The organism is Rhizobium herbae (assembly GCF_017873135.1).
Classification (GTDB): Bacteria; Pseudomonadota; Alphaproteobacteria; order Rhizobiales; family Rhizobiaceae; genus Pararhizobium; species Pararhizobium herbae.
On record NZ_JAGGJV010000001.1, the window covers coordinates 585,568 to 602,858 of the forward strand.

At 62.3% G+C, this 17,291-nt stretch carries 18 protein-coding genes; 5 read left to right on the forward strand and 13 right to left on the reverse strand.

What is annotated here, in order from left to right; translation table 11 throughout:
- Positions 1–3: 3 nt before the first annotated feature.
- From J2Z75_RS02970 to cobT, 6 genes are all read right to left on the reverse strand, one after another.
- Entirely contained in the window at positions 4–1,062 is a 1,059-nt protein-coding gene (locus tag J2Z75_RS02970; RefSeq protein WP_209847514.1) for an ABC transporter ATP-binding protein, read from the reverse strand.
- Positions 1,059–2,600 carry an ABC transporter permease gene (locus J2Z75_RS02975; protein ID WP_327791216.1) on the reverse strand — a complete coding sequence of 514 codons (1,542 nt, stop codon included), beginning with the start codon at positions 2,598–2,600 and terminating at the stop codon, positions 1,059–1,061. Before J2Z75_RS02975 ends, J2Z75_RS02970 begins: the two co-directional genes overlap by 4 nt.
- A gap of 175 nt (positions 2,601–2,775) precedes the next feature.
- Complete coding sequence (locus J2Z75_RS02980) at positions 2,776–3,795, reverse strand: iron ABC transporter substrate-binding protein (protein WP_407692730.1); 1,020 nt, start codon at positions 3,793–3,795, stop codon at positions 2,776–2,778.
- A gap of 158 nt (positions 3,796–3,953) precedes the next feature.
- Positions 3,954–4,370: a diacylglycerol kinase gene (locus J2Z75_RS02985; protein WP_209847517.1), complete on the reverse strand. Its 417-nt coding sequence runs from the start codon at positions 4,368–4,370 to the stop codon at positions 3,954–3,956.
- A gap of 1 nt (position 4,371) precedes the next feature.
- Entirely contained in the window at positions 4,372–5,997 is a 1,626-nt protein-coding gene (locus tag J2Z75_RS02990) for a phosphoethanolamine transferase (RefSeq protein ID WP_209847520.1), read from the reverse strand.
- A 119-nt stretch (positions 5,998–6,116) separates the two neighbouring features.
- Positions 6,117–7,133 (reverse strand): nicotinate-nucleotide--dimethylbenzimidazole phosphoribosyltransferase, encoded by a 1,017-nt coding sequence (cobT, locus tag J2Z75_RS02995; RefSeq protein ID WP_209847523.1) that lies wholly within the window; start codon positions 7,131–7,133, stop codon positions 6,117–6,119.
- A 175-nt stretch (positions 7,134–7,308) separates the two neighbouring features.
- Between cobT and J2Z75_RS03000 the strand changes: the two genes are divergently transcribed.
- The 5 genes from J2Z75_RS03000 (at position 7,309) to J2Z75_RS03020 (ending at position 10,937) form a co-directional block, all read left to right on the forward strand.
- A complete protein-coding gene (locus tag J2Z75_RS03000; RefSeq protein ID WP_209847526.1) occupies positions 7,309–8,097 on the forward strand; it encodes an adenosylcobinamide-GDP ribazoletransferase in 789 nt (262 codons plus the stop codon).
- Between the two features lie 47 nt (positions 8,098–8,144).
- Complete coding sequence (locus J2Z75_RS03005) at positions 8,145–8,369, forward strand: DUF1289 domain-containing protein (protein ID WP_209847529.1); 225 nt, start codon at positions 8,145–8,147, stop codon at positions 8,367–8,369.
- Entirely contained in the window at positions 8,366–9,067 is a 702-nt protein-coding gene (locus J2Z75_RS03010; RefSeq protein WP_209847532.1) for a TIGR02281 family clan AA aspartic protease, read from the forward strand. The genes J2Z75_RS03005 and J2Z75_RS03010 overlap by 4 nt, the downstream gene beginning before the upstream one ends.
- Before the next feature lie 10 nt (positions 9,068–9,077).
- Entirely contained in the window at positions 9,078–9,674 is a 597-nt protein-coding gene (locus tag J2Z75_RS03015; protein ID WP_209847534.1) for a GNAT family N-acetyltransferase, read from the forward strand.
- Positions 9,675–9,797: 123 nt separating this feature from the next.
- On the forward strand, positions 9,798–10,937 hold the full coding sequence (locus tag J2Z75_RS03020; protein ID WP_209847536.1) for a glycosyltransferase: 1,140 nt from the start codon (positions 9,798–9,800) through the stop codon (positions 10,935–10,937).
- A gap of 43 nt (positions 10,938–10,980) precedes the next feature.
- Here J2Z75_RS03020 and J2Z75_RS03025 read toward each other — a convergent pair whose 3' ends face one another.
- From J2Z75_RS03025 to J2Z75_RS03055, 7 genes are all read right to left on the reverse strand, one after another.
- Positions 10,981–11,742 carry an ABC transporter permease gene (locus J2Z75_RS03025; protein WP_209847538.1) on the reverse strand — a complete coding sequence of 254 codons (762 nt, stop codon included), beginning with the start codon at positions 11,740–11,742 and terminating at the stop codon, positions 10,981–10,983.
- Positions 11,739–12,665, reverse strand: coding sequence for an ABC transporter ATP-binding protein (locus J2Z75_RS03030; protein WP_209847541.1), 927 nt, complete (start codon positions 12,663–12,665; stop codon positions 11,739–11,741). The genes J2Z75_RS03025 and J2Z75_RS03030 overlap by 4 nt, the downstream gene beginning before the upstream one ends.
- A gap of 585 nt (positions 12,666–13,250) precedes the next feature.
- Complete coding sequence (locus tag J2Z75_RS03035) at positions 13,251–13,637, reverse strand: GFA family protein (RefSeq protein WP_209847544.1); 387 nt, start codon at positions 13,635–13,637, stop codon at positions 13,251–13,253.
- A gap of 113 nt (positions 13,638–13,750) precedes the next feature.
- Entirely contained in the window at positions 13,751–15,049 is a 1,299-nt protein-coding gene (locus J2Z75_RS03040) for an extensin-like domain-containing protein (RefSeq protein ID WP_209847546.1), read from the reverse strand.
- Positions 15,050–15,267: 218 nt separating this feature from the next.
- Entirely contained in the window at positions 15,268–15,711 is a 444-nt protein-coding gene (locus tag J2Z75_RS03045; protein WP_209847549.1) for a DUF488 domain-containing protein, read from the reverse strand.
- A 68-nt stretch (positions 15,712–15,779) separates the two neighbouring features.
- On the reverse strand, positions 15,780–16,589 hold the full coding sequence (locus J2Z75_RS03050; RefSeq protein WP_209847552.1) for an endonuclease/exonuclease/phosphatase family protein: 810 nt from the start codon (positions 16,587–16,589) through the stop codon (positions 15,780–15,782).
- A gap of 81 nt (positions 16,590–16,670) precedes the next feature.
- On the reverse strand, positions 16,671–17,276 hold the full coding sequence (locus tag J2Z75_RS03055; protein ID WP_209847555.1) for a Kazal-type serine protease inhibitor domain-containing protein: 606 nt from the start codon (positions 17,274–17,276) through the stop codon (positions 16,671–16,673).
- Positions 17,277–17,291: the final 15 nt, after the last annotated feature.

A 17,291-nucleotide genomic window follows, 5' to 3' on the forward strand; every position in this document is an offset into this window, starting at 1 on the left:
CCGTCAATCCGCCAGCACATGCGCCGTGCCGTGGACGCTGATTTTCACCATGTCGCCAGGCTCCGGAATTTCCGAGCCGACACATTTGATCGACAGGAAATCCGGCATGGCACGGTCGGTGCGGTCGATCCTGACAAGAACCATGCAGTTGCCGCCGCCGAACTCCACGTCGTCGACGCGCCCGACCGGTCCCTCCGGTCTGGTCCCGGCAGCGGCCGTGGTCAGGCGGATCTGCTCCGGACGCAGCATGATCGTCGCCTGCCCCGCCTTCAAGCCTTGCTCGACCGTCAGCGATCCCAGCGCGCATGTGGCGCGATCCGCTGCGATGTCGGCATCGAGCAGGATTGCCTCGCCGAGAAAAGTCGCCGTTTCGCGGTCCCTCGGCTTTCCGTAGAGCGTGCGTGGCGGTCCGAACTGGACGAGACGCCCCTGGCGCAAAACTGCCACCTGATCGGCGAAGGACAGGGCCTCCGCCTGATCGTGCGTCACCAGGATCGCGGTCGTGCCGGAGGCGCGCAGCACGCGCGCCACCGTCCGCCGCATCGTATCGCGCAACCCCGTGTCAAGCGCCGAAAACGGCTCGTCGAGAAGCATCAGCCGGGGCTTGAGCGCCAAAGCCCGCGCCAGCGCCACGCGCTGCTGCTGACCGCCGGAAAGCTGGTGCGGACGGCGGCTGGCCATGATGGCGTCAAGCTCGACCATCTCCATCAGCTCGGCGATCCGCTGTTCGCGGCCCGGTGCATGCTTGGCCAGTCCGAAGCCGATATTGTCGGCGACGGTCAGGTGCGGAAACAACGCGCCATCCTGCGAAACGATGCCGATGCCACGTTTGTGCGCCGGAACAAGCACGCCGTCGTCGGCAAGCGTTTTTCCATCCAGCACCAGCGATCCGCTGCCCGGCGTTTCGAAACCGGCAATGATGCGCAGCAGTGTCGTCTTTCCGGAGCCGGATGGACCGACGATCGCGGTGCGCCCGCCCGCCTCGATGCACATGTCGATGGCGTCGAGCGCCACCGTCGCGCCGTAGGATTTGCTGATGGCGTCGATTGTCAGAAACGTCATTGTCCGGTTGCCCGTCTGGATTGCACGTAAAGAAGGAAGGTGAGCGGCAGCGACAAAAGCACCATCATCACCGCATAGGGAGCCGCCGCGACATAGTCGATCTCGCTGGTGAGCGACCAGAATTTGGTCGCCAGCGTCTCGACGCCGGTCGGCGACAGCATCAAGGTTGCCGTCAGTTCATTGGTGATCCCCAGCGCCACCAGCGCCGTGCTTGCCGCGACGCCGGGTGCCGCCAGCCGCATCGTCGTCTGGCGGACTGCCTGGAACGGCGTGCGGCCGAGCGCCATCGCGGCCCGCTCCAGTTCGACCGGTGCCTGGGCGATGCTGGTGCGCAATCCGACCATGGCGCGCGGCAGGAACAGCATGACATAGGCGAGGAACAGCGTCGCAAACGTCTGGTAGAGCGGCAGGATCATCCGAACCGTGATCGTCACCAGCGCCAGCGCCACCACCACGCCGGGCAGCGAGCCGACATAATAGTGGCAGGCTTCGAAAATCCGCTGCAGACGGCCGGGTGCGCGCACAGACAGCCAGGCCATGGGTGCGGCCGCGATCGTCGCCAGCACACCGCCGGCGATTGCCAGGACGACGGTCTGTGCGAACGCGCTGCCGACAAGATCGATCCGCCAGATCTCGGTGCCCCCGATATAGAGCCAGCGCGTCAGCGTCACGAACGGCACGCCGATTGCCAAGGCCACCGTTGCGACATTCAGGGCCAGCGCCGGGAACACCCACCGTCCGAGTTGCCGGCGGTCCGCCGGGCGAGCCGCGCCGGAACCGACGCGGGCATAACGTTCGCCGCCGCGCAGAACCGCTTCTATGACGAGCAGCAACAGGCAGCATGAAACGAGCACACCAGCCAGCATGTTCGCCGCAGGGCCGTTGAAAGCCGACTGGAACTGATCGACGATCGCGGTCGAAAACGTATCGAAGCGGATCATCACGTAGAGACCGTATTCGGCCAAAAGGTGCAGACCCACCAGAAGCGAGCCGCCGCAGATGGCCAGCCGCAATTGCGGCAGGATGGCGCGAAAGAACACCTGCCAGGGATTGAGGCCAAGCGAGGCGGCCGCATCCTCGATCGCCGGATCGAGACGGCGCAGCTGCGCTGCCACCGGCAGGTAGAGAAACGGGAAATAGGCAAGCACCGAAACCAGCACGCCGCCGGTCAGGCCATGCAGGCCGGGAAAGAGGCTGATCCAGGCGTAGCTGTGGACAAAGGCCGGAACGGCAAGCGGCGCCACCGCCAGCCAGGCCCAAAGGCGCGCGCCGGGCAGATCGGTCCGCTCCGTCAGCCATGCCAGCGAAACCGAAAGCACGATCGTTAGTGGAATGGTGCAGAGTTCAAGCAGCGCCGTGTTGACAAGCAATTCGCCCACGCGGCCACGGAAAATCAGTTTTGACGCCGTTTCCCAACCGGTCTGGATGGTAATCCAGGCAATGAAACCGAGCGGCATGAGACTGACGAGCGACACAAAAGCCGCCACGATCGTGACCCAGAGATAGGGCACCCGGGAACGGCCCCTGGCGGCAATCACCAGCCGCCGCAGGGCGGAGCGGGATTCGGCATGAAACGCTGTGGCGCTCAAAATCTCTGCTTTCAAACCAAAAGACCATTCGCAGCCGCATCGATCGAGCGGCTGCGAATGTCACCGGTAGTCCGGAATGACGATGCCTAACCGGAGCGTTCCGTTCAGGTTTAGGCCCTGCCTATCACAGCAGACCGGCTGCCGTCATCAGGTCTGTGACTTTTGCGCTGTTGAGCGTGGCCGGATCGACCTTCGGATATTGCAGATCCGAAAGCGCCGGAAGCGCCGCGTTCGACGCTTCGCCGTTGCCGACGGCATATTCGAACGAGGTGCCGTCACGCAGGATAGCCTGGCCGCCCTTGCCCGTCAGCCACTTCAGGAAGGCCTGCGCATTTTCCTTGTGCTGGCTGGAGGCAAGCACGCCGCCGCCGGAAATGCTGACGAAAGCGCCCGGATCTTCGTTCTTGAAGAAATGCAGCGCGACGTTCTTGCTGTTCTCGCCGGTCTTCGCCTGGTCGCCGTAATAGTAGTAGTTGTAGATCACCGCGCCTTCGACTTCGCCGGCGTTCACCGCTTTCATCGCCGTCGAGTTGCCCTTGTAGGCGGTGAAGTTCTCCTTCATCGACGTCAGCCAGGACGTCGTCGCTTCCTCGCCCTTCAGCGCCAGCAGCGCGCTGACGATCGCCTGGAAGTCGGCGCCGGACGGCGAAGCCGCCCAGCGGCCCTTCCAGCTCGGATCGGCAAGATCGAGCAGCGACTTCGGCAGCTTGTCTTCGGTCAGCTTGGTCTTGTCATAGGCAAACACCGTCGAGCGGGCGGCAACGCCGATCCAGTGGCCGTTCGACGGACGGAAATTCTCCGGCACCTGCGCCAGCGTGTCGGCGGCAACCGGCTCGAACAGCCCTGCCCCGTCGACCAGCGACATGGCCGGCGAGTTTTCCGTCAGGAACACGTCGGCCGGCGATGCGGCACCTTCCTGGACGATCTGGTTGGCGAACTCCATGTCGCTGCCCTTGCGCAGCGTCACCTTGATGCCGGTCTCCTTGGTAAAGGCTTCGGCCCAGGCGACGCCGAGGCTCTCGTGCTGTGCGTTGTAGACGACAATGCCGATATCGTCGGCATTGGCCGTCGCGCTCATGGCAAGCATCGACGCACCGGCAAGCGTTGCCAGCGTGAACGCGGAACCTGGGAAGGAAAATTTCATGACAGCCTCTCAAAGTTTGGTCGGACCATATCGCCCGGCGGACCCGGTATATAATCATGATTGTTCACGTCAACTTTGATTGACACCCGCGCATGCGACCGTCGGTCAATTTAAGTTGATTGATCATGAGGGAATAAATGCCGCCGCGCGCCGATACGTCAGACGGTAATAAAGTGCGACAAGAACACCACGTAGACAGCATAACCGGCATTGGCCAGGATCATGCAGAGGCATGCCAGAGAGCCGAGATCCTTGGCATTCTTGCCCATCTCGGAAATTTCCGGCGAAACGCGATCGACAATTTCCTCGATCGCGGTGTTCAACGCTTCAAAGGCGATCATCAGCAGGAACAGCACCAGCATGGCCACATACTGGAACACGGTCGCGCCGCTGATGGCGAAGGCGAGCATGGCAACCGCAAAGCCGATGAGTTCGTGGCGAAACGCAGCCTCCCCCAGCAGACGTTTGGCGCCCCCGATTGAATAGCTTGCGGCGGCAAACAGATGCCGGATACCCGTCAGTTTCTTTACCGGCCTGCCATTGTCCATGCCGCGATATTCCTCATTCCGATACATGTCAGCTCCGAGCGACGCAGGGGGCGAAAGCATCGAGCGCGCGATTATAGACGCCGGTCTGAATGTTCATCATGCCGAGAACGGTATGAAACAGGTTGTCGTGTGACATCGCCGCATCCGAATAGGTGAGAAGACACTTGGTATCAAGCCCCATGATGGACTGATAGGATTGCGAGAACCAGGCAATGAAGGGCACATGGGTCTGCTCCTGCGGCGCTATGGCATAGGGTGCGCCATGCAGGTAGATCCCGTTTTCACCCAGGGATTCGCCATGATCCGACATATAGATCATCGCTCCCGCCACGGTAGCCTCGTGCTTCTGCAAGAGCTTGGCAACGCTGGCAAGATTGTGGTCGGTATAAAGAATTGAATTGTCGTAGGCATTGACGATCTCCTGGCGCGAGCAGTTCATCAGCTCGGCTGTGCGGCAGTCGGGCTCGAACCTGCGGTATTCCTCGGGATACCGTGAATAATAGGCCGGCCCGTGGCTTCCAAGCTGGTGCAGCACGATGACCGTATTGGATGTGATCGCCGCCAGCTTCTTGTCCAGGCCATCCAGGAAAATATCGTCGAGACATTCCCCGCCGTGACAGAGCGGGCTGTTCTTCTCGCCGTTGAGGCTCGCATAGTTGATCAGGTTGGCGACCCCCTTGCTGCCGGTATTGTTGTCCCACCAGGAGACGGAAATACCGGCATGGGTGAGCACATCGACCAGATTCTGCCGGGAATGCGCCTTCCATTCCGTATATTCGGTACGGCGAAAGCCCGAGAACATGCACGGCAGCGAGACCGCCGTTTCCGTGCCGCAGCTTGTCGTATTGGTGAAATTGACCACACCCAGGGCCTTGAGTTCCGGATTGGTCTCCCTTGCGTAGCCGTTGAGCGAGAAATTCATCGCCCGCGCCGTCTCGCCCGCAACAACCACGACAACGACAGGCTTTTTCTCCTTGGCAAGGCGGTCGCCGGCCTTCGCATCCATGCCAAAGGGAGAAACAACGATGTTGGCCTCCTCATAATCGGACGTGGCGAAACGCGCCGCCGCCGCGATCGGACCGGTCGGATTGAACAGCTTCATCATGTCCTTGTGTTCGCGGATCACGGAGGCAAAGCTGGCGAAATTGAAAAACACCAGGACCGTGACGGCGATCAGCGACGGAACGATCACGGCAAGATTGTGCAGTGTCTTTGAAATGATCGGACGGTGTCTAACCTTCACCAACGCGATCAGCAACGAAGGCAGGATCGCGAAAAAAAGGATATGCAGCACGAAATGCGGAGTGACCAGATGGCCCGCCTCGGCCTTCGTGGTGACGAAGGCGCTCTCGACCATCTCCTTGTCGACGATGATGCCGTAGGTATCGGCAAAATACGAACAAACGCCGGACACAAGGATGAAGAAGATCAACGCCGGCTTGATCAGGTATTTCGCCGACAGGACGGTCATGGCGACGAAGACCAGCAGCGAAATGCTGAAGCCAAAGGCAACCAGACTGCCAAGGGCCCCCCCGAAATACTGCCCGGCACGGGACCAGAAGGTGACGTTGGTCACAATCAGCAGATAGGCCGAAACAACGGCGCTCAAGGCGATGCTGCCGATTTCCGGCCGCCTGAAGGATAGCAATTTCAATCGGGTAACTCCACGCCACGCGCAACCTGTTGGCAGCTGGAGCGTTCGAAACGCAATACAACGACGGCTGCAAGGGCTCGATTGCAACACAAAGAAGCGAATTTAGGGCAAGGCGGTCATCAGCTCTTGTTGCTGACACCTGCCTGCGCAAACGTCGCCATGCCGGAATGGCAGGCCGCTGCCGCCTTGACGATGCCGGCGGCAAGCGCAGCCCCCGTGCCTTCTCCCAGCCGCATGCCCAGCGCCAGAAGCGGCGTCTTGCCGAGCATCTCGATCGCCTTCATATGGCCGGGCTCCGCCGAGACATGGCCGATCAGGCAATGGTCGAGCGCTGCCGGATTGCCGGCCTTCAGGATGGCGGCGGCCGTCGTTGCCACGTAGCCGTCGATGATGACGGGAATTTTCTGCATGCGGGCGGCGAGGATAGCACCTGCCATCGCCGCGATCTCGCGGCCGCCAAGGCGCCGCAGCACTTCGAACGGATCGGACAGATGATCGGCATGCAGCGCCACGGCCTTTTCGACGGCGGCGATCTTGCGCGCCAGCACCTCGCCCTGCGATCCGGTGCCGGGACCGACCCAGTCCTCGGCCGTACCGCCATAGAGCGCCAGATTGATCGCAGCCGCGATCGTCGTGTTGCCGATCCCCATCTCGCCGATGCACAGCAGATCGGTGCCGCCGGCAACCGCCTCCATGCCGAAGGCCATGGTGGCAGCACAGTCGCGCTCGGAAAGCGCCGCCTCTTGCGTGATGTCGCCGGTCGGATATTCCAGCGCCAGGTCGAACACCTTCAGCCCGAGATCGTAGCTGACGCAGATCTGGTTGATGGCGGCGCCGCCGGCCGCGAAATTCTCGACCATCTGCGCCGTCACCGAGGGCGGAAACGGTGTCACGCCCTGCTTCGTCACGCCGTGATTGCCGGCAAAGATCGCCACCAGCGGCCGGTTGACGGCAGGCGCCCTGCCCGTCCAGGCGGCAAGCCAGAAGGCGATCTCTTCCAGCCGGCCAAGCGCGCCCGGCGGCTTGGTCAGCTGTGCGTCGCGCTCGCGCGCTGCCACCAGCGCCGCGCTGTCGGGGCCCGGCAGGTTGCGCAGCAACTCACGAAAATCGTCGAACGGCAGGCCGCTGGCAGTCATGATCGGTATCCTCTTGTCGTCTTGTCGCAGCAGGCGCATTGCCCCGCAAAGGTGCTTCCTCATAGAGCGCGACGGCAAATCCGGCAACGGCATTTGCGCCGGTTCGTGTCGCCGTCGCATGATCAGCCGGAAAACACCGATTCGCGGGGGCGGATCGGCCATGGGGGGACCATCAATGTTCGATATCCGCGACTTCATCGACGACGTGGCGCGCTCCGTGGCGTTCCTCAGCCGCATCCACATGCCGCAGCGCCATTTCGTCAATTTCGACGGCCGCCTCAGCCGTGCCGTGCGCGCCTTTCCGCTGGCCGGGCTGCTGATCGTCCTGCCGGCGGCGGCCATCGTCTCGATCTTCAGCGCCCTTCAGGTATCGCCGCTGTTCACCGCCTTCGTTGCCGTGGCGATCCAGGCGTTGATCACCGGCGCCCTGCATGAGGACGGCCTCAGCGATACGGCCGACGGTCTTGGCGGCGGCAAGACGAAGGAGCGCGCGCTGATCATCATGAAGGACAGCCGCATCGGCTCCTACGGCGCCGTCGCCCTCATCCTGTCCTTCGGCCTCAGGGTCTCGGCGCTTGCCGCGGTGCTGCCGCAGGTGTCCCCGAGCGGCGCAGGCCTTCTGGTGCTGGCCGTGGCAGCGCTGAGCCGCACCGCCATGGTCTGGCACTGGTCGAAACTGCCGCCCGCCCGCCAGGACGGCGTTGCCGCTTCGGCCGGAGAACCGGAGGCTTCCGCGGTCACTGTCGCGCTTGTTCTCGGCGTCGTGTCCGCCGCCCTCTTGCTGCTTCTGTCCGGTGCCTCCCTGCTTGCCGCGGTTCTGGCCATCGCAGCGTTTGTGGCCACCGTGCCAGCCTTCAGCGAAATCGTCGACGGCAAGATCGGCGGCCACACGGGCGACACAATCGGAGCCACACAACAATTGACCGAAATCGCCGTTTTTGCCGCCCTTGCACTGGCGATCTGAAACGACGATATAGTTGGAACCGCTCTTTATCCGGACGCAGTACCTTCATGGAATCGCCCTGCATTCTCGTCTGTTCGATCGACATGAAAACCGGATATTGCTTCGGCTGCGGTCGCACGCGCGACGAGATCGGCGCCTGGACGCTCTACACGTCCGATGAGCGCCGCGGCATCATGGAAACCCTGCCAGCCCGGATGGAAACGCTGGAGCGCAAGCCGCGCCGCGAAACACGCCGGACCCGCATGGCGCGCGAGCGGGTGAGCGGCGCATGAACAGGCTGACCATTCTTCTGGGCATCCTTGCCGCCGGCCTCGTCTTTCTCATCCTCAACCACGACAGCGGCCGCACCTTCGGCATTGTCAACGACGACTTCGGCCGGCTGGTCACGCTTGGCGCGATCGCGGCGATGATCGGCACCGGCATCCTTCAGAGCCGGCGGCACATCGGCCAGAGCCTGCGCCAGTTCGGCATCTGGGTTCTGATCATCCTCGTTCTCGTTTCGGGCTATCTGTACCGCACCGACCTGCAATCGTTTGGAAACCGGCTGGCCGGCGGCCTCATTCCCGGCCGCGCGGCTGTCTTCACCGACAATGAAGGCATTCAGGAGGTCGTGCTGCACAAGGTCATGAACGGCCATTTCGAAACGCCGGTCACGGTCAACGGCGGAACGGTCCAGATGCTGGTCGATACCGGTGCCAGCCGGGTGGCGCTGTCCTACGAGGATGCCCTGACCCTTGGCCTCAACCCCGCCGGCCTTGCCTATACCCAGACGGTCCTGACCGCCAACGGCCAGGCCCGCGCGGCACCAGTCACATTGTCGGAAGTCTCGATCGGCCCGATCGTCCGCAACGACATCAAGGCCATGGTCGCCGAACAAGGCAAGCTCGAGCAGAGCCTGCTCGGCATGAGCTTTCTGTCGACGCTGGATTTCCTGCAGATGCAGACGGATGAGTTGCGGTTGAGGGACTGAAGGAAGCACCATGATTTCCGCAGGAGAAACGGCAACGGCGTTAACACTGGTCGAGCCCGATCTGGAAAATCTGCAGGGTTTCGAAGCAGCGCTGGCCGCCGGCTGGTCGCCCGACCCGAGGCGCGCCGGTGATCGGGATTACATCGAAAGCCTGCATATGACCCTGGGCCAGAACAGAGCGGCTTTCCTGGTCGACCTTACAAAGCCCGGCGACACTCTTCCGCGGCCCGATGGCACCGGAGGCCATCGCCTTCGATCCCTCCAATTCTGGATATGGGACGGCGAATTTTGCGGCAACGTCAACCTGCGCTTCCAGCCCGGGACAATCGAACTGCCGCCCCGGGTTTCCGGCCATATCGGCTATTCCGTCGTGCCATGGAAGCAGGGCAAGGGTTATGCGACGATGGCGCTGAAACGGGTGCTGGACGTTGCCCGAGACCAATCTCTCGGGCAGGTCGTCATCCTCTGCGATGAGCACAACCACGCCTCAAGACGCGTGATCGAAAGAAACGGCGGCATTCTGTTTGAAACCGCGCCTCACGCCTCTGACCGGCCCGATCGGCTCAAATTGCATTTCCGCATCAGCCTGGATGCCGATCCGCGCTGATTGAAGCCGGCTTGCCGCCTCACCCGCCTGTCATCCGCATGTCATATGACAATGGTGTTGCTGGATCGCAAAGCCGCTATGGCAGATTCGCCATGACGCGGCGGTGCGAGCAAGGAACAGTGCATGATCATCACGTTTGCCGCTGCGGCCGCAATCCTCGTCCTCATCAATCTTCTCAGCATCATCATTGCCGGCTGGCGGATGGAGCCCAGCGGGAAACCGGCTCCGTTGGTCCGGCAGAGGCCGCCGGTCTCGATCGTCGTGCCCGCCCGCGGCATCGAGCCGTTCACCGCCGAGACGCTCGCGCGCGCCTTTTCGCTCGACTGGCCCGATTACGAGCTGATCTTTTGCGTCGCTAGTCCACGCGATCCTGTTGTTGCCGAAATACGCCGGGCGATGGCCGCAAATCCCGGTGTTCCCACGCGCATCCTGACCGGCGACGACCGGATCAGCGCCAATCCGAAGCTCAACAACTGCGTCAAGGGCTGGAAGGCCGCCCGGCACGACTGGGTGATCCTCGCCGATTCCAACGTGCTGATGCCGAAGGACTATGTGACGCACCTGATGGCGGGCTGGCACAGGAACACCGGTCTCGTCTGCTCGACGCCGATCGGCGCACGCCCGCAAGGTTTCTGGGCCGAGGTCGAATGCATGTTCCTCAACACCCAGCAGGCCCGCTGGCAATATGCCGGCGAAGCGCTCGGTTTCGGGTTTGCGCAGGGAAAGAGCATGCTCTGGTTCAAGCCGTTGCTCGACGATAATGGCGGCATTGAAGCGCTCGCCGCCGAGATCGCCGAGGATGCGGCCGCAACCAAGCTGGTCAACCGCCTCGGATACAAGGTCCATCTTGTCTCCTGCCCCTTCGACCAGCCGCTCGGCAGCCGCACCCGCCATGACGTATGGTCGCGCCAGGCCCGCTGGGCACGCCTGCGCCGCGTCACCTTCCCGCTGTTCTTCACGCCGGAAATTCTGCTGGGCGCCCTGCCGCCGCTCCTCTTCGCGGTCACGGCTGCCCTGCTCGCAGACGTCAATGCCCCTGCGGTCGGCGCAGCCGTCCTCGCTGCAATCTACCTGCCGGAACTGGCGCTTGGCCTTGCCAAGGGCTGGCGTGTCTCGCTCCTCTCCCTGCCCGCCATCCTGGTGCGCGACGTCATGCTGCCGCTGGTCTGGATCCGAAGCTGGGGCAACGGCGCCTTCGTCTGGCGCGGCAACGCCATGACGATCGACACGAAGGTGTGCGAGCTGGAAGAGGTGGTGCAATAGGCAGTAGAAAACAATCTCGTTCCTATTGCCTATTGCCTATTGGCTAATTCCTCAACCGATACCCCGTCCGGAATATCCACGTCAGCAAGCCCATCAGTACCGCCAGGAACACGATGATGATTGCAAAGCTGACCACCGGGTTGACGTCGGCGATCTCGAAGAAGCTCCAGCGGAAGCCGCTGATGAGATACAGAACCGGATTGAAATGGCTGACCGCCTGCCAGAAGGGCGGCAGCATGTTGACCGAGTAGAAGCTGCCGCCGAGAAACACCAGTGGCGGGATCACCAGCATCGGGATCAGGTTCAGCTGCTCGAAATCCTTCGCCCAGATGCCGATGATGAAACCGAACAGGCTGAAGGTTATGGCCGTCAGCACGAAGAACAACAGCATCACGAAGGGATGGGCGATCGACAGGTCGACGAACAGCGAGGCTGTCCCCAAGATGATGATCCCGATCATCATGCCCTTGGTCGCCGCCGCCCCGACATAACCGAGTACGATTTCCGTCATCGATACCGGCGAGGACAGAAGCTCATAGATCGTGCCGGTGAATTTCGGGAAATAGATGCCGAACGAGCCGTTGCCGATGCACTGCGTGAGCAGCGTCAGCATGATCAGCCCCGGGGTGATGAAGGCGCCGTAGGAGACACCGTCGATCTCCTGGATGCGCGAGCCGACGGCAGCGCCGAAGACGATGAAATAGAGCGAGGTGGAAATGACAGGCGAGACGACGCTCTGCAAAAGCGTGCGCCTTGTCCGCGCCATCTCGAAGAAATAGATCGACTTGACCGCTTCGAGGTTCATGGCCGTGCTCCCACCAGTTCGACGAAAATATCCTCGAGCGAGCTTTGCCGCGTCGAGATGTCCTTGAGCCGGATGCCCGCCTCCGCAAGCGCCGTCAGCAACGTGGTGATGCCGGTGCGCTCGCCTGCCGTGTTGTAGTCGTAGATCAGCGAATTGCCGTCATCCTCGATCGTCAGGTCGTAGGACGACAGCGTCTCGGGGAGGCTCGAAATCGGCTCCTGCAGATCGACGCGCAATTCCTTGCGGCCGAGCTTCTTCATCAGGTCCTTCTTGTCCTCGATGAGCAGGATCTTGCCGCCGTTGATGACGCCCACCCGGTCGGCGATCTCTTCCGCCTCTTCGATGTAATGCGTCGTCAGGATGATCGTCACGCCGGTTTCGCGCAGCTTCTCGACCACCTGCCACATGTCCTTGCGCAGGTTGACGTCGACGCCGGCGGTCGGCTCGTCGAGGAACAGCACGCGCGGCTCATGGCTGAGTGCCTTGGCGATCAGCACGCGGCGCTTCATGCCGCCGGAAAGCTCGCGCAGCATGTTGTCCTTCTTGTCGTAGAGCGACAGGTCCTTCAGCACCTTCTCGATATGCGCCGGGTTCGGCTTCTTGCCGTGCAGCCCGCGCGAAAAGGACACCGTGTTCCAGACGGTCTCGAACTGGTCGGTCGTCAGTTCCTGCGGCACCAGCCCGATCATCGCCCGGGTGGCGCGAAAATCGGTGACGACGTCATGACCTCCGACCAGCACCGTGCCGCCGGTCGGATTGACGATGCCGCAGATGATCGAGATCAGCGTCGTCTTGCCGGCGCCGTTCGGCCCCAGCAGTGCGAGGATTTCGCCTTCCTCGATATCGAGGCTGACATCCTTGAGCGCCTGAAAGCCGGACGCATAGGTTTTCACCAGATTGGAAACGGAAACGATGGGCGCCATGAAATATGTTCCGGGGGGACAGGGTGCGGAAAGAGATGCCTTATATGGAGCGTTCCGCCGAAAATTTCAGCTGCAAAATCGCGAAAAGACGAAAACAGATTGTCAACGCCTGCACCCGCGGCTTCAATCGAGAATTCCGGCGCAATAATCCCCTCCAAAACTGCCGCGACCTTCGGATTTTGCCCTGCCTGTCATCAAACGGTGATGGTCTTCGATCATTTTCGCGTCGTGGAACACAAACGACGCTCGTTTGATTTGCAAGAACCCGCCCGCAGTCCCCCCTTCGGTAAGGTTCGCTTTAGGCCGGTTTTGACCGGCCATTTTTTTGGGCTGCTTGCTGTTTCAGGAGCGGTCGATCGCCAACCGCGGATCATCAACAGGATCACGCGAACGGGGGGCAAATTTTGGTCAGGAAATCTCCGACAAAAACAAGACCAACAAGAATTGCGGCTCCCAAAGCAATGAGGAATATTCCCGTAGCTACGCGTTTTTTGGGTTCCATTTGAAACCTCCGTCGATACGTCTCGATTGCCTAGAGGTATTTGATTTCAGGATTGAATGTCGAGATAAGAGTCGTCGGGAAAGTTAAACCGCGGCCGGAATTTTCCACCAGCCGGGGCAGGAATCCTCGAATGAATGCGAGACCGGGCGCAGTTCCGCTCCGTCCCGCGCATCGAAACTGCCGGTCACCAGCGCAATGACGGGATCGTCGTCGACGGCGCCCAACGTGCTGCCGCAATGCGGGCAGAAGGAGCGGCTGGAAGCGTTCGACGATCGATAGAGCGCGGGCATTCCCCCCTCGCCGATCCATTCGACGGACTGCCTTGGAAACTCCACCCAGCATAACGTCGGTGCCCCTGAATGCCGCTGGCAGTTCGTGCAGGAGCACGCATGTGGATTACCCGGTTTGCCCGTCGCGCGGAACCGGATGTTTCCGCAAAGGCAACCGCCCAGATATTGCTTGGTCTCCATCGCGAATCCCTTCTGTTGCGCCGCGCAACGCCGCCATACCGATTTTCGCGGTGGCCTGGCGACAGAATTCCGCGACGACTGAGACAGCAACTCCGCGTGTGACGGTCGTTGGATCAGTCGCAATGCCTGTACCCCGATTTGCGCGCCCTCAGATCGAAATGGAAATGATCCTTGTGGTGCGGATCGCTGCCGGGACCGAGCACCGTATTGAAATACTTGCAGCTGTCGCTGCGCACCGCCTTCAACAGGCCCTTTTCGCGGAAGGCGAAGAAGCCGGGCTTGCGCACGTCGATCTCCTTGCCGGAATTCAGCACGAACTTGCCGACGTCGATGGCGTTGCCATGGGCATGCTCCGACATCGGGTTGCCGCGCCGCGAATTCATCGTCCGGCAGGAATAGCCGCCGAGCGGCTTGATCGTCTTGATGCCGGAGAGATAGCGGTAGCGCGCCGATGGGGCGAGCTCGTTCTTCACCCATTTGGCGAAGGCTTCCGTCACCTCGCAGTTGAGCTTGACGGATGGTTTGATGTCGATGCCGCCGGAAAGGCCCGTCAGTTCGATCGGATAGTCGATGCCGCAGGCCTTGCCGTTGGAGATGCGCGGAATATCGGTGAACTCCACCCTGAGTTTCTTCAGCCGCTGGCGGCAGGCGACCTCGGACGCAGGCATCTGCCCGGTGAAATCGGGCTCGGATTCGGACAGGGGATTGTCGGCACGCGGCAGGAAAGCCACCTGCTGCTCTTCTTCTGCCTGTTGCCTGCGCAGCATCACCCGCTGCTGCTGATCGAGAAACTGGGCCTTGCGCGCCTCCTCGGCGGCACGCTTTTCGGCGCTCAGCGGCGGCAGGTCCGGATCGTAGCCGGGATCGACTTCGGCGGCCGCCGGCATCTCCTGCGGTCCCCCGAGCTGCTGCACGCTGTCGCCGCCGATGCCGCCAACCACCGGCTGGCTGGCATTGCCCTCGGCAATCTCATTGCCCCTGGCGATATCGCGGTTCTGCTCCTCGGCAAGGCCGACAACAGGTGTCGAGGCGGTCTCGACGCCCAGCATCGCATCCATGTTGACACCCTCGGGAGGCACCGTCATCGGCTGCGCGCTGGCAACCGCCAGCGGTTGCTGCATGGTGCTTTCAGGCTCGCTGTCGATCATCGGCAGGCGCTCTGCCTGCATGCGCGGATCGACCGGAACGGCATCGTCGGAATTTTCGGAAAATGTGCCGACCGGCGTCTCCGTCGACGGATAGGCGTTTTCCCGTGCGATGCGCCGGTGGTCGCGCGCCGGTTCGATGGCGCTCACCCGTGCGGAGGAATCGATGCGGGCCGGCGGGCTCAGATCATCCGTCGAGCAGGCGGCCAGCGAAAGCGACAGCACGAAGACCATCGCCGGCCGACGGAAAAGGGAAACATACGCCATACTCAATTGCCGCCTCTACCGGTGACGATGCATCGAAACGCACCATCCATATCCGCCCTGTCCCGGCGCAAAACCTGCGGACCACCTGTGTCCAAAGGCGGGCGCGGCTGCGAAAAGACCGTGACTGAAGGGGATTTTATGCAAACAGGGTAAACGAAGGCTTTCGATGCCGTTACCGGTTATCGGCCGTGCCGTCCGCAGCGCCGCGAAACGGCGTCTCAGAGATGCCGGACGGCGAGCCTGCCGCCCCATTTCCCGTTGAGATACTCGCAGACAAGCTGACGGTGACATTGATGCGGCTGCGCTTCCGAACAGAGCAGGCAACTCCCGGCAAACGCGGAAGCTTCAAGCCGTGCCTCGATCTGCCGCTCGGCCATCAGGCTCATGAACCGGTGACGCAGCGTGTTCCAGTCGCCCTTCTCCTTCTTGAAGGACGTCAGCATATCCTCCGTCGGCGCCAGCAGCGGCTGATGCATATAATCGGCGCCGCAAAGCTGTTTCAGGAAATACGGCAGGTCTGACGCCTTGGCGAAGCCGGCAAGCTGCGAGGTATTGTGAAGCCGGATATCGACGACCCGCTTCACGCCGGCCTGCCGGATACGGCCAAAAAAATCCGCCGCGGTGCTTTGGGTAAACCCGATCGTGGTTACATCGATTTGCATCCGCGGTAGTTCCCCCTCTTGGCACTCTCGCAATTCCGCCACACCGGGCGGTATCCTTGTTGCCGATCCTACCGCATCTCCAGCAGCAGCGCCCGGTGATCGGACACTTCCGGCTGCGCCACCGCGTCGAAGGTGACGACCTCCACATCCGGCGTCACCAGCATGTAGTCGGCGAAACGCCCGGCCTTTTCGTAATAGGATGTCCGCGTATCCGTATGCCCGCGCGAAACCACCAGATCGGACAGCCCCAGATCGGCGAGCGCGCCGAACATGCCGCTTTCCGGCAAGACGTTGAAATCGCCGCAAACCACCAGCCGCTCGTTGCCGGGCCAGAGGTTCAGGATAATCTCGATCAGCGCGTCCGTCTGTCTGTCACGCGCCGGCGTGTCGCCTTTGCCCGCCAGATCGCGAAGGCCATGCATCTGGACGATGGTGACCGGAAAGCCATCCTCGTAGCTGAACAGCCGCAGGCAATGGGCGTTGCGCGCCCGCGGATGCGGTCCCCAGCCATCCGGCGAAAATTCGCCATGGATGAAATCGCCGGCCTGACCGATGACGGCAAGCGAACTGCGCACGAAGGTCGCCAGTCCGAATTCGGAGGCAATTTCCGCGTCGCCGTCAAACAGCGTGCCTCGTGCCGTCGGGCAGAAGAAGGCGTCATGAGACGGAAGTGCAGCGCGGATCTCGTCGAACAGGTTGGCGCGCTGCGGCAGTTCCACACCATGATCGCGGTAGACCAGCCAATCCGATTGGGCAGCCGGCGTGCGCACCACCTCCTGAAGGCAGATCACATCCGCATCCACCTCCACGAGATACCGCATCAGCGGCGCATGGATCCGCCCGCCCCAGGCGTTCAATGAAACGATGCGCAGCACCATCGACCGGCTCCAGTCATTATCCTCACGCGTGAACCGCCCCCAAAGATGGGGCGGCCCGATCGGCGAAATATAGGCTCTACCTTAACGGCAATCGCCGTTGCCGATCACGCGAAAACCCTGGGCTTGCGCGGTGCAGGCATTCGGGAAGGTCTGTTCCCGGCGTCCCTGGCGGGCGCAGACCGGCGCGAATTCGCGGGTGCAGGCTTGCGGCCGGCGATCCGGATCGCGCGGCGGACGCATGTCGCTGTCGTCAACAGGCCTTTCGTCCGCACGGCTGCATTCGCCACGGCCGATCACGCGGAACCCTTGAGCCTCGGCCATGCAGCCGTTCGCAAACGTCTGCTGGCGCCGTCCCTGGCGGGCGCAGACCGGGGCATATTCGCGGGTGCAGACCTGCGGGCGGTCGCCGCCGAAATCGGGCCGCTCCGGACGGCATTCGCCGCGGCCGATGACGCGGTATCCATCCACCTGCGCCTGGCAGGCATTGGAAAATGTCTGCCGGTCGTCACCGCGGCGGGCGCAGACCGGGTCGTACTGCATGGTGCACATCTGCGGCCTGGACGGTTCCGGGCGGGGTCGGGGGCGTCCGCCGGGTTCGTCGACGACGACGGTGCACGCCGTCAGAGCGCCCAGCGACAGCGCCACCAGCGCGGCAATACGGATCATAACGCGTTGAAACGGCATCATTCGCAGTCCTCCCCC